The organism is Enterococcus sp. DIV0086 (genome assembly GCF_050498705.1).
GTDB lineage: Bacteria > Bacillota > Bacilli > Lactobacillales > Enterococcaceae > Enterococcus > Enterococcus faecalis.
In genome coordinates, this window is the sequence record NZ_JBNIDN010000001.1 from 417,047 (window position 1) to 430,520 (window position 13,474).

A 13,474-nucleotide genomic window follows, 5' to 3' on the forward strand; every position below is an offset into this window, starting at 1 on the left:
GTGTCCATTGGAATTCGCACTGAAATGACAGTGCGTTTTTTAAACGGTCAATCACATGAGTTAGCACAATGCTATTCTTAGGAGGTGAGGACAATGGCACAACGCATTCCTCAGGAAGTCATTGAGGAAGTTCGTCACCGAACGAATATAGTAGATATTATTGGGCAGTATGTCCAGTTAAAAAAATCCGGTAAAAATTATATGGGTTTATGTCCGTTTCACGAAGAACGTTCCCCTTCATTTTCAGTAGCAGAAGACAAACAAATTTTTCACTGTTTTGGCTGCGGGAAAGGTGGAACTGTTTTTAATTTCTTGCAAGAAATTGAAGGCATTAGTTTTCCAGAATCCGTGAAACGTGTTGCAGATTTGGAACATTTATCTGTGAACTTTGATTGGTCAGAGCCGCGTGAAGTAGCGGATACCCCAGAAAACCAACAAAGACGGAGTTTGTTACAACTGCATAGTAAAGCCGCAGAACTTTACCATCATATTTTAGTGAATACTAAAATTGGCGAACCCGCATTAAACTATTTATTAGAGCGGGGGTTAACACAAGAACTAATTGAGACCTTTCAAATTGGATTTGCGCCGCAAAAACGTGATTTCTTAAGTCAAGTTTTTAAAAATGAACAACTGGATGAAACGCTTTTTGAGCCTTCTGGGCTGTTTGTCCAAAGAGATAACGGTACGTTTTTGGATCGTTTCTATCAACGAATCATGTTTCCAATTAATGATCCCCAAGGCAATGTCATCGCCTTTTCTGGTCGCTTGTTAAAAACAGCTGATTTTCCAGGGGATGAGATGCCTAAATACTTGAATAGTCCTGAAACAACACTTTTTAATAAGCGAGAAACGCTGTTTAACTTTGATAGAGCCAGAAAAGAAATTCGTAAAGAAAATACAGTCTTGCTTTTTGAAGGATTCATGGATGTTATCGCTGCTTGGCAATCAGGCGTAAAAAGTGGCGTGGCTTCAATGGGGACTAGTTTGACCAATGAACAAATTCGGCGTTTGGAACGGGTCGCTAAGGAAGTAGTTATTTGTTACGATGGCGATAATGCCGGTGTTCAAGCCACAAACCGTGCGATTCAATTATTGCAAGAAAACAGTCATCTTGACTTGAGTATTGTCAGCATCCCTGAAAAGCTGGATCCTGATGAATATGTGCGGAAATATGGCGCAGAAGCTTTTCAAAATTTAGCCAATCATGGCCGAGAAACAGTTTTTAGTTTTAAAATGAATTATCATCGGTTAACTAGAAACATGAATAACGAAAAAGAACAATTGGATTATGTGAACGAATTGTTACGGGAGTTAACCAATGTTCAATCTCCCTTGGAACGTGATCGTTATTTAAACCAAATTGCTCAGGAATTTCAACTTTCTGTTCATAGTTTGGAAGAACAATTCAATCAATTGAAGCAAGAGCAACGTTCAGTTCAACGGCAAGAAAGGCAACAATTTTATCAAGATGAAATGATGCCACCACCAATGGAAGAACCTGTTTTTGAAGAGAATCACGTCCAGAACAAGTTACCGTTAACCCAAGTTCAAAAAGCAGAACGTTCTTTATTATTTCGTTTAATGAATGAACAAGGAGTACGGCAAACTGTTCAACAATTGCCAGATTTTTCATTCGCTCATGATGAATACCAAGAATTATATTTCTTGCTAGAAAGTTATGCGACACTGCATCAAAGTTTCGACATTGCCGATTTTATTAATTTCTTGCAAGATAATCAAACCAAACAATTAGCAATTGAAATTGCGTATCAGAATTTATCGGAAGAAAGCTCTGAGCGAGAAGTTGCCGATTTATTACATGTAATTGCCTTATCAAGTATTGCAGAGGCAATTGAGCAGAAAAAGATTCAACAGCAAGAAGCAAAACGAGTGGGCAACCAACAGCTTGAAGCCGAATTAACAATGGAGATTATCCAATTGGCTCGACAGCTTAAAGCTCAACGAACATTTACTTAAGCAATATAATGAATAGAACTAAGCGTTTTGTTCATTTTATTTTGATAAGTCTCAGTGATTTATCAGTTATTTCAAGCGTGAACCGAAAAATGAAGGGGGCCTTCTTTCATGGAAAAAGAAACAAGTAAAAAATATGAAGCTGCAGTGGCAGCATTTATCAAAGAAAACAAGCCTAAAGGAACAGTGGTTTATGATGATTTAGCGAATCAATTAGCCACACCGTATACTTTGGATGCAGAAGCTATGGAAAAATTGATCCAAAAAGTTGAAGATGCTGGTATCAGTGTGGTCGATGAAAATGGAGACCCAAGTGAACATAGCTTGAAAAAAGATGAAAAAGAAGCGGAAAAGGCCCAAGCAGAAGACTTATCTGCGCCAACAGGTGTTAAAATTAATGATCCCGTGCGTATGTACCTAAAAGAAATTGGGCGCGTTCAATTATTAACTGCCGCAGAAGAAGTTGAATTGGCACTTAAAATTGAAGAAGGCGATCAAGAAGCAAAACAACGTTTAGCAGAAGCCAACTTACGTTTGGTTGTTTCAATTGCCAAACGATATGTAGGTCGTGGTATGCAATTCTTGGATTTAATTCAAGAAGGTAATATGGGCTTAATGAAAGCTGTTGAAAAATTTGACTACCGTAAAGGGTTCAAATTCTCTACGTATGCTACTTGGTGGATTCGTCAAGCGATTACGCGGGCAATTGCGGACCAAGCTAGAACGATTCGAATTCCTGTTCACATGGTTGAAACAATCAATAAATTGATTCGGATTCAACGCCAACTATTGCAAGATTTAGGTAGAGAACCAACGCCAGAAGAAATTGGTGCGGAAATGGATTTACCAACAGAAAAAGTTCGTGAAATCCTAAAAATCGCACAAGAGCCAGTCTCTTTAGAAACACCAATTGGTGAAGAAGATGATTCACATTTAGGTGATTTCATTGAAGACCAAGATGCTACAAGTCCTGCTGAACATGCAGCTTACGAATTGTTAAAAGAACAACTAGAAGATGTTCTGGATACTTTAACAGACCGTGAAGAAAATGTTTTACGTTTACGTTTTGGTTTAGATGATGGTCGGACACGTACGCTAGAAGAAGTCGGAAAAGTTTTCGGTGTCACTCGCGAACGTATTCGTCAAATTGAAGCAAAAGCGTTAAGAAAACTAAGACATCCTTCTCGTTCAAAACAATTAAAAGACTTTTTAGAATAAACATACCGTTTAGCGGCTCTTTTCGTGCATGCGAGAAGAGCCGCTTTTGTTTTTTAAAAAGTCTCTAAATGTCATTGCTAGTTATTGGAAGAAGGCGCAAGTTATGGTAAATTAGAAGTAATGGAATATTAGCAGAATGTGAGGCGGAAGAATGACAAAGAAATGTCCGAAGTGCGGGAACGAATTCGATGCAGAATTAACGACCTGCCCAACATGTGGCTATTCACTAACTGACACAACAGTTGATAAAGAAGAAGCGGAAACGACTTCAACAAATATAGATTTTAAAACACAGGAAAATGAACAACATGAAGATCAATTAAATGAGAATATTGAATGGTCTGAGTTAAAAGATATGAGCTTAGGCCATGTGATGGAACTGTTTGGCGAATCACCAGAAGAAGAAAGTAATGATGACAAAAAAGAGGAGTCAACAGAAGATAACTTAATAGTCTCTGATTCAGAGGATGTTTCTGGTCTAGAAACATCGCTTCAAGAAGGGGCTAGTGAGGAGACTCATGATTCGGTGGAGGAATCGACACCAGCGACAGAAGAGACGCCTACTCATTCAACAGAAGAAAAACTAGCAACGGACGAAGCAGTTAATTTAGAGGAAACAACAGAAGAAACAACTACTGTTGAAGCAGAAACAGCTGAGGTATCTGAGACGGTGAAGTCAGAAGAGGAAGCTTTAACAGAGATTTCAGGAACTGAAGTTATCTCTACTACTTCTGAAGAAGAAATTTTTTCACAACCACCGATAGAAGATCAAGATGTAACACCAAACGAAACTTTGCAAGCTTATATTCAAGCGCATCGAGCAGATACAGAAATGTCTGAAAATCCATCAGAAGAAACAGCAGAGACCCAAGAGTTAGAAAACAGCGGTGAGGCAGTATTAACCCAAGCCGAAACACCAACTGAATCCATTTCAGATTCTGAAGAAGGGTTAACAAGTGCAGCATCGCTAGAAGCACCGAGTGAAGCTGATGCAACCGAGGAAAAAGTTTCAGATTCAGGTGTGATACCACCGATGAATGAAACTGGGAATGCTCAACCAGCGCCTGCTCCGAAGAAATCATCAAAAAAAGTGGCTTTCGTTGCGCTTGCGGTTGTTTTATTAGCTGGAGGTAGTGCTTGGGCGTATCATGATCAAACGCAAAAAGCTGCCGCACAAGAGGCGGCGGCACTAACCAAGAAAACAGATACGCTGAAAGATGAACTAGCAGCCTTTTATACCACGAAGGAGCAAGTTTTTATTAAACCCGATATGGTGACTGTTAGTCCAGAAAAACTCTCAAAACAAGTCGCGGAAATTAAAGATTCAGAAGAGTATTCTCAATTAAATAAACAAATTCAAACATTGAAAGAGAAGCAACAAACCATTCAACAAATCAACCAATTATTTGAGGCGCCGATTGTCAATGGCAATGAGTTGAAACCGGCAATTCTAGCTGCTGATCAACCAATTTCCGTAAAGAAATTAACAGGAAATGATCCATTTGACCAATTGATGAACCAAGCAATCGATCAAGCGAACCAACAATACAACCAATTACAAAAAGCTAAAAAAGCGGTTGAGGTCATTTATAAAGATGGAAAAACTACCAATCAGCTGAATCGAGACACGTATCAAGCTGCTAAGGCAGAAGTAGATAAAGTAACAAGTGATAAGCTGAAAAAAGAATTGGTCAAACAAGTCACGACAGCTGACCAAGCGTTAACCAAGGTTGAAGAAGAACAGAAAAGAATTGCAGAAGAACAAGCTGCCGCAGAGCAAGCAAAACAAGCAGAAGAACAAGCGAAACAAGCTGCTGCCGCGAAAAAAGAGAACGCTAAGAAGGAAGAAACAGCAAAAACAGAAGCGAATGGCTACACGGCGCCGAACAGTGACGGGGTTTACACTAGTCCGCTTTATGCGCCAGATGCTGCCGATATCGCTGATAGTAGCAATCCAGCGTGGACATGGGCACCAGGTGTGAAAGAAAAAGTCTTAGACACAGTGATTGCTCGTGGCTATGTGGTTCCTGGCGGATATTCTTTAGAACCTGCCAAAATTGTGAATGGCGAAGGTTACTACAATCTTTATGCAACAAACAATCAATCAAAATTATTAGAAGGCACTACAGAGAAAAATGTTCACATGTATTTAGTTACAATCAATGCTAAAACAGGTTGGTTCAAAGGGAACGCTTCTCGTAATGCAGGGCAATAAAAGAAAATAGAAACAATCGAACAAAAGCAGAAATCTTTTGTTCGATTGATTTTCCTTGAGGAGTTAATGATAAATGAGAGAATTACTAGCAACAACATTTACCGGCATTGTGGTCGATGAAAATGAACAATTTTATTTTGTTCAAAAAAATGGCATCACATTCCGTTTAAAAAAAGAAGAAGGTACGCATGCTATAGGGGAGGCTGTAGAAGGGTTTGGTTATTTAAATCAAAAACAAGAGCCAGCACTGACAACTACAATTCCTACTGTGCGCATTGGTAGCTATGGCTTTGGTACTGTCACAGGAACGAGACGTGATTTAGGTGTCTTTGTAGACGTTGGCTTACCAGATAAAGATGTCGTTATTTCGTTGGATGAATTACCAACTATGCGGGAACTTTGGCCTAAAAAAGAAGACCGAGTAATGGTTACTTTAAAAGTGGACAGTAAAGACCGCATTTGGGGCGAATTAGCAGATGAAAAAGTCTTTAAAGCAATGGCAAAACGTGGGAATGCTGAAATGCAAAACCAAAACTTAACTGGGCATGTGTATCGTCTGAAACTTGCAGGAACGTATATTTTAACTGATGATTTATACATTGGATTTATCCATCCTTCTGAACGATTCCAGGAACCACGTTTAGGTGAAAAAGTAGTGGGACGTGTGATTGGCGTGCGGCCGGACGGCGTATTGAATCTTTCATTAAAACCAAGAAGTCATGAAGTAATCAGCGATGATGCGTTAATGATTCTAACTTTCTTAGAAAGAGCAAACGATCATCAAATTCCTTTCACTGATAAATCAAGTCCTGATGAAATTAAACAAACCTTTGGCATTAGTAAAGCTCAATTTAAACGCGCCTTAGGCCATTTAATGAAACAAAAATTAATTAAACAAGAAGATGGTAAAACAATTCTAATTGGCTCGTTGGAACAATCAAAAGAAAAAAATTAAGGTAGCTAATTGAGAATATCTTGCAAATTACAGTTATTTCTTTTATAATTATTTTAATTTGATTGATAAATTAAGTTTCTTAATTTGTAATCATTCTAAACAAGGAGCTGTAATAATGGATTCGACTGCTGCTTTAAAAAAGACAAAAAAACAATTACATGAATCAGGCTTTAAATTAACACCACAACGGGAAGCAACCGTACTTGTATTATTGGAAAATGAAAAAGATCATTTATCAGCAGAAGAAATTTACTTCTTGGTAAAACAAAAAAGTCCGGAAATTGGTCTAGCAACAGTCTATCGAACGCTAGAAATTTTAACAGACTTAAAAGTCGTTGATAAAGTGAGCTTTAACGATGGTTTAGCTCGCTATGATTTAAGAAAAGAAGGCGCCAAACACTTTCACCACCATTTGTTATGCTTAGAATGTGGCACAATTGAGGAAGTGGAAGAAGACTTGCTTGGTGAAGTAGAGCAAATTGTTGAAAGTCGGTATCATTTTTTAGTCAAAGATCATCGCTTAACTTTTCATGGTATTTGTCAAAGTTGTCAAAGTAAACATTAAAAAAACTGCCTTGCATTAATTTATGCAAGGCAGTTTTTTATTCATTGGAATTATAAATTAGCGAATTTTTCCAATAAGCGAATCATTTGGCAAGTAAAACCATATTCATTGTCATACCAAGCCACAGTTTTCACTAATTGGAAATCGCCAGCTGTCGTTACTTCTGTTTGCGTTGGGTCAAAAATCGAACCTTCTGTCGTGCCGATTATGTCTCCAGAAACAATTTCACGATCATCATAACCGAAAGAAGGGTTATCAATGGTGTGTTTTTTCATTGCTTCATTTACTTGATCAGCTGTTACTTTTGTTTTTAAAATGCTAACTAATTCTGTTAAGGATCCATCCACAACGGGAACACGTTGGGCATGGCCTTGTAATTTTCCATTAAGTTCTGGAATAACTAAGCCAATTGCTTTAGCAGCACCAGTTGAATGGGGAATAGTATTGTCTGCAGCAGAGCGTGCCGCACGAAGATTTCCGCCACGAACAGGGCCATCTAATAGCATTTGTGTTGATGTGTAGGCATGGACAGTTGTCATGGTACCAACTTCAATACCAAATTCATTATTTAAAAAGTAAGCCATCGGTGCTAGACAGTTTGTCGTACATGAGCCGGCAGAAATGATTTTATCGTTGGCATCAAGTGTATCATCATTGACGTTATAAACGATTGTTTTCATTGCGCCTGCAGGAGCAGAGATAACCACACGTTTCACACCTGCATCTAAATGAGCTTGTGCTTTTTCTTCAGAGGTATAAAAACCTGTACATTCAAGGACAATGTCTACTCCGTTTTCTTTAACCCAAGGGATTTTACTTGCATCTGGTTCTGCGTAGACACGGGTTTCTTCGCCGTCAACCACAATGCCATTTTCAGTGGCTGTCACGGTGCCAGGATAGGTGCCATGCGTAGAGTCAAATTGTAATAAGTGAGCCAACATTGTTGGGCTAGTCAAATCATTGATTGCCACAACTTCAATATCATCAGAAACTTCTTTTATTCGGCGAAAGGCTAAACGACCAATTCTTCCAAAACCGTTAATTCCTACTTTGACTGTCATAACAAAAATTCCTCCTTTAGATGTTTGTGTTTCTTTGGACCCTTGCTGAAAAAGTGATTTTCTTCAACTATCTATAGTATGAACCTCTAAAATTTTTTTGTCAAAAGACTGATAGCGAAGCGACAAAAAGAAAGCGAAAGATTCATGAGAAATTTTGCTTTTTCCAACGATAACTAACTAGAATTGCTAGACAAACGGTTGTTTTCCCGATACAATAATAAAGACTTTCGAATCACGCTTTTTGAGGTGATTAAAGATAGTAGAAGTAGAATAGGAGGACAAATTATATGTCCATGTTTTTAGATCAAGTGACGATTGATGTCAAAGCTGGTAAAGGCGGCGACGGAATGGTTGCTTTCCGTAGAGAAAAATATGTACCAGACGGGGGTCCCGCTGGTGGTGATGGCGGACGCGGTGGCGACGTTGTTTTAGTTGTTGAAGAAGGATTACGTACATTAATGGATTTCCGGTTTAATCGTCATTTTAAGGCGACACCTGGAGAAAATGGTATGAGTAAAGGAATGCACGGTCGTGGTTCAGAAGATTTACTTGTCAAAGTTCCACCAGGTACAACAGTTCGTGATGCAGAAACTGGAGCTTTAATTGGGGATTTAATTGAGAATGGTCAGACCTTAGTAGTAGCAAAAGGCGGACGCGGTGGTCGCGGGAATATTCGCTTTGCTTCCCCAAGAAACCCTGCACCAGAAATTGCCGAAAACGGCGAACCGGGCCAAGAACGTAAAATCGAATTAGAATTAAAAGTTTTAGCAGATGTTGGCTTAGTTGGGTTTCCTTCTGTAGGAAAATCAACGTTACTCTCTGTTATCTCATCCGCACGTCCGAAAATTGGTGCCTATCATTTTACGACGTTAGTTCCAAACTTAGGGATGGTGACTACTAGTGACGGTCGAAGCTTCGCTGCAGCAGATTTGCCAGGCTTAATTGAAGGAGCTTCTCAAGGTGTCGGCTTAGGAACACAATTCTTACGCCACATTGAACGGACGCGTGTTATTTTACATGTCATTGATATGAGTGGCATGGAAGGACGCGATCCTTATGAAGATTATTTGGCAATCAATAAAGAATTGGCTTCACACAATTTACGTTTGATGGAGCGACCTCAAATTATTGTTGCCAATAAAATGGACATGCCTGAAGCAGAGGAGAATTTAGCAAAATTTAAAGAGCAACTTGCGAAGGAACGCACAGATGAGTATGCTGATGAGCTACCTATTTTCCCAATCTCTGGGGTTACTCGTAAAGGTATTGAACCTTTATTAAATGCAACAGCTGACTTGTTGGAAGTAACGCCTGAATTCCCATTATATGAAGATGAAGTGGTAGAGGAAGAAACCATTCGTTATGGCTTCCAACCAGAAGGTCCAGAATTTACGATTGATCGTGAACCAGATGCTTCATGGGTTTTATCTGGTGAAAAATTAGAAAAATTATTTGAAATGACGAATTTCGATCATGATGAAACAGTAATGCGTTTTGCACGTCAATTACGTGGTATGGGTGTCGATGAGGCATTACGAGCACGTGGCGCGAAAGATGGCGACATTGTTCGGATTGGTAATTTTGAATTTGAATTTGTCGAATAAGCATAAAACCAGTTCACTCAGTGAACTGGTTTTTTATTTTAAAATTAGTATTAAATCAGCGAATAGATTGAAATAATATTTTTAATAGCTTATAATTTTAAATGTAACAAAATAACAAACGAAAGGAGCGAAATTGAAATGGAAAACAATCAAGCAATGGTTCCTAAGTTTTCAGTTAAAAGTGCCGGTTTTCTTTTTAGTATGGGGCTCTTATGTGGTGTCCTGTTGCCGAGTGTTTTATTATGGACTTTCAATCTGCCGTTTAATATTGGTGCCATGATTTTTTTGCCTGTTGGGATTGCTTTTGCGTTAGCGTATAGTCATTATTTTATTGAAACGAAAACAGGTTTTTGTAAGCGTTTTATTTGGTTGTTTTTAATTTCTCTTATTTTATTAGAGCTTATCTCTTATTTATGGCTGATTAAAGGAGTTATTTTTTAAGAGAAAAACAGAGGAGAGTGTTATTTATGTTAGATAAACTGACTGTTTGGATTGAAAATCATCTAGCTGGACCAATGGCTAAAATTGCCAATCAGCGCCATTTACGTGCGGTGCGGGATGGGATTATTGCGACATTACCTTTAATTATTGTCGGTTCTTTTTTTCTAATTATTGCGTTTCCGCCGTTACCAGAATCTTGGGGCATTACTCAATTTTTAACAAGTAATGCTGCTACAATCTTACTGCCTTACCGAATGACAATGTACATTATGGCGTTATATGCGACTTTTGGCATTGGCGCTAGTTTAGCGAAATCATATAATCTTGATCAAGTCTCTGGAGGGATTTTGGCTACGATTGCTTTTTTATTAACATTAGTACCTGTAGCGATTCCTGAAGAAGCCAGTAAAGCAGCTGGCGTTTCTGGGTTTGTTTTACCAATGGCTAATTTGGGTGGTGCAGGGATGTTTGTCGGGATTGTGACGTCAATTATTGCTGTCGAAATCTATCGAGTAACAGATAAGTCTAAGTTCAAAATTACAATGCCTGATAACGTTCCACCTGCTGTTGCTCGTTCATTTGAATCGTTGACTCCGACGTTAATTGTCATGTTATTGATTGGTTCAATCACTTATTATTTAGGCTTTGATTGGCACACATTTGTAGGGAACTTAGTAGGACCACTAGTTCAAGCAGCGGACTCTTTATTGAGTGTCTTGCTGTTGGTCTTTTTAACCACATTTTTCTGGTTCTTTGGGATTCACGGCGCTTCAATCGTAGGATCGTTGGCGCGTCCTCTATGGCTACAACTATTAGAGGAAAACACGACTGCTAAAGCAGCTGGCGAAGCATTACCTCGGATTGCGGCAGAACCTTTTTACCAATGGTTTATTTGGATTGGTGGTGCTGGAGCCACAATTGGTTTAGCTATATTATTAGCCTTTCGGGCAAAATCAGAATATGGTTCAAAACTAGGAAAAGCTATTTTAGCACCGTCTATTTTTAATATTAATGAACCAGTTATTTTCGGTGTACCGATTGTCTTAAATCCGATTTTAATGATTCCTTTTATCTTTGCACCAATGGTTTTAGCAACGATTGCTTGGTTTGCCACAAAATTAGGTTTAGTAAGTGAAGTTGTCTTTACCGCACCGTGGACCTTACCAGGGCCAATTGGCGCCTTTATGGCGACAGGCGGCGATTGGCGTGCTGCTGTTTTGAATGTTGTTTTAATTCTAGTGGCCATCTTGATTTACTATCCGTTCTTTGTAGCTTATGATAAAAATGAGCTTGCCAAAGAACAAGGCAAACAAATAGAAGAATAAAGAGTGCAGCCGTTTAGTGTCCAGAACAAAAGGTGATGACCTTTTGTTCTGGACCTATTTGTTTATAGGTGATGAAAATTCTCAATTTTTTTGAAATGTATAGAAAATTTTGAGAAAAGAAACGCATAAAAAAAGTGTAAAATATTATATATATAATGAAAATGGTTTTCTTTTGCGTGAACATAATAAAGTTATTGTTAACTAAAAGAGAAAAGGGGTATGAAAATGGTTAGAACGAAGGTATATACAAAGGAAAAAATCTTAAACGTAGCTGAAAAAATTTTAGTAGATAAAGGTTTTTCTAATTTAACTGCTAGAAATATTGCAGATACTATGGGGATTTCTACGCAGCCAATTTATTTAGAATTTGTCAACATGGACGATTTAAAACGAACCTTAATTAAATCGTTATTTCATCGTATGCAATTATTTTATAAAGCAGATGTCGGTGCCTCAGACCCAGTGATTGCATTGGGTCTGAACTTTATATTATTTGCCCAAAAACATCAAAAAATCTATACGGCGTTATTTATGAAAGCACATGGTTATGAAGAAGAATTGCAGCAAATGCTTCAAACTTTTTTTGAAGAGCGTTTATTATTGGATAAAAAATATGTACAAATGGACAAAGGAAAATTTGTCGAATTATTTCCTAAAATGGTGGTAATCTATTTAGGTTTAGCCACAGCGGTTACAATGAAAACAATTGACTTAACTAAGAATCAAGAAATTCAATTATTAAGTCAATTATTGATAGAAGAGTAGTGTTTTGTTATTTATTCAAAATAACAAAAATACGACATAAGTCTGAGGAAAAACTGGTCGTTGCGCCCGAGGAAGGATTGTTTAAAACTTGCTATACTTTGGAAGAAGTAACAGAGAATAATTACTCGGGAGGATTTATGTGATGAAATTTATTAAATTTTTAGTGGTGACAGCAATTGTTATTGGTGGTGGTTTATTTGGGGCCAAGTTTTACGCAGAGAAGAACTCTGGCGAATTAGCTGGTGTGTTAGATCAATTAAATCCATTGGTTAAAGAAGGAAATGTGTATGTTAAAACAAAGAAAGCCGATAGCGTTAATGGCTATGGAATTGCTAGTTATACGCAAGTAGCCGCAGATGAGGAAGGCAAAACGCGAGAAATAACTTTCACAGCGGACCATGAATTAAAAACAGATCATTATCTAAAAGTCTCAAATAAAGGGGCCCACATCAATACGTATGAAGAGGTCAATCAAGACCAAGTACCAGAAAAGGCATTACAAGCGATTCAAAAATAACAAAAAGTCAGAACGTATCTTCAGCGTACGTTCTGACTTTTTGTTATTTTTTTGCTTCTTGAAGAATATTGATTTTTTCAATTTTAACATCAGTTTTTGGTTTATCGTTGGCACCAACTTCGACTTTGGCAATTTTATCGACAATATCCATTCCTTTGGTAACTTGACCGAAAACAGTATGTTTTTTATCAAGAGAAGGATAGCCGCCTTTTTTGTAAGCATCAATGATTGCTTTTGGATAATCATCATATAAAAGACCATCAGATTGATCATCTGTATTTTGGACAATAAAGAACTGACTGCCGTTAGTATTAGGTCCTGCATTCGCCATTGATAATGCGCCACGAATGTTATATAACTGGTTTGAAAATTCATCTTCAAATGGTTTATTCCAGATGCTGTTTCCGCCAGTTCCATCACCGCTAGGATCGCCACCTTGGATCATAAAGTTATTGATGACGCGGTGGAAAGTCAAGCCATCATAATAGCCATCTTTGGCATGTTTCATAAAGTTCTCGACAGTTTTTGGAGCCTGTTTAGGAAATAGTTTGATTTCAATATTTCCCATTGAAGTAACCATTTGGACTAAGTCTTGATCTTCGGCAACTTTGTCATCTAGTTGTGGTAAATCTAGTGAATTTAAGTCGACCGAATCCTTTGTTTTGCTTTCACTGGATTTAGCGACAGAATCACTCGTTGCGGTCGTGCCTTTATTATTGGTTGTGTTACAGCCTGCTAAAAGCAAGGCGAATGCTGCAACTGAAGCAACAGCAAGCATTTTCTTATGTTTCATCTGTTTTCCTCTTCCTTTCACACTGACAATTAGGTTCT

The 13,474-nt window shown here is 38.1% G+C and carries 12 protein-coding genes; 10 read left to right on the top strand and 2 right to left on the bottom strand.

Going from position 1 to position 13,474, the window contains the following annotated elements; all coding sequences use genetic code 11:
- Nucleotides 1-93: 93 nt before the first annotated feature.
- The 5 genes from dnaG to IGI63_RS01985 all read left to right on the top strand — a co-directional run bounded on the left by dnaG (nt 94) and on the right by IGI63_RS01985 (nt 6,930).
- Nucleotides 94-1,980: a DNA primase gene (gene dnaG, locus IGI63_RS01965; RefSeq protein ID WP_429975215.1), complete on the top strand. Its 1,887-nt coding sequence runs from the start codon at nt 94-96 to the stop codon at nt 1,978-1,980.
- Nucleotides 1,981-2,088: 108 nt separating this feature from the next.
- Nucleotides 2,089-3,195, top strand: coding sequence for an RNA polymerase sigma factor RpoD (gene rpoD / locus IGI63_RS01970; protein ID WP_002360364.1), 1,107 nt, complete (start codon nt 2,089-2,091; stop codon nt 3,193-3,195).
- A gap of 151 nt (nt 3,196-3,346) precedes the next feature.
- Nucleotides 3,347-5,410 (top strand): cell division site-positioning protein MapZ family protein, encoded by a 2,064-nt coding sequence (locus IGI63_RS01975; RefSeq protein ID WP_429975216.1) that lies wholly within the window; start codon nt 3,347-3,349, stop codon nt 5,408-5,410.
- Between the two features lie 73 nt (nt 5,411-5,483).
- Nucleotides 5,484-6,365: a CvfB family protein gene (locus IGI63_RS01980; RefSeq protein ID WP_002361792.1), complete on the top strand. Its 882-nt coding sequence runs from the start codon at nt 5,484-5,486 to the stop codon at nt 6,363-6,365.
- Nucleotides 6,366-6,480: 115 nt separating this feature from the next.
- Nucleotides 6,481-6,930 carry a Fur family transcriptional regulator gene (locus IGI63_RS01985; protein ID WP_002357640.1) on the top strand — a complete coding sequence of 150 codons (450 nt, stop codon included), beginning with the start codon at nt 6,481-6,483 and terminating at the stop codon, nt 6,928-6,930.
- 50 nt (nt 6,931-6,980) lie between these two features.
- Here the strand turns inward: IGI63_RS01985 and gap are convergent, their stop codons facing one another.
- Entirely contained in the window at nt 6,981-7,991 is a 1,011-nt protein-coding gene (gene gap / locus IGI63_RS01990; protein ID WP_002357638.1) for a type I glyceraldehyde-3-phosphate dehydrogenase, read from the bottom strand.
- A gap of 287 nt (nt 7,992-8,278) precedes the next feature.
- On the opposite strand from gap, the gene obgE reads away from it, so the two are divergent.
- The 5 genes from obgE to IGI63_RS02015 all read left to right on the top strand — a co-directional run bounded on the left by obgE (nt 8,279) and on the right by IGI63_RS02015 (nt 12,643).
- Entirely contained in the window at nt 8,279-9,595 is a 1,317-nt protein-coding gene (gene obgE, locus IGI63_RS01995; protein WP_104846096.1) for a GTPase ObgE, read from the top strand.
- Nucleotides 9,596-9,733: 138 nt separating this feature from the next.
- Entirely contained in the window at nt 9,734-10,036 is a 303-nt protein-coding gene (locus IGI63_RS02000) for a hypothetical protein (protein ID WP_002357636.1), read from the top strand.
- A gap of 26 nt (nt 10,037-10,062) precedes the next feature.
- A complete protein-coding gene (locus tag IGI63_RS02005) occupies nt 10,063-11,361 on the top strand; it encodes a PTS sugar transporter subunit IIC (protein WP_429975217.1) in 1,299 nt (432 codons plus the stop codon).
- Nucleotides 11,362-11,580: 219 nt separating this feature from the next.
- On the top strand, nt 11,581-12,126 hold the full coding sequence (locus IGI63_RS02010) for a TetR/AcrR family transcriptional regulator (protein WP_002360361.1): 546 nt from the start codon (nt 11,581-11,583) through the stop codon (nt 12,124-12,126).
- A gap of 142 nt (nt 12,127-12,268) precedes the next feature.
- Complete coding sequence (locus tag IGI63_RS02015; RefSeq protein WP_002357632.1) at nt 12,269-12,643, top strand: YxeA family protein; 375 nt, start codon at nt 12,269-12,271, stop codon at nt 12,641-12,643.
- A 43-nt stretch (nt 12,644-12,686) separates the two neighbouring features.
- Here the strand turns inward: IGI63_RS02015 and IGI63_RS02020 are convergent, their stop codons facing one another.
- Complete coding sequence (locus IGI63_RS02020; protein ID WP_010708185.1) at nt 12,687-13,436, bottom strand: peptidylprolyl isomerase; 750 nt, start codon at nt 13,434-13,436, stop codon at nt 12,687-12,689.
- Nucleotides 13,437-13,474 lie beyond the last annotated feature (38 nt).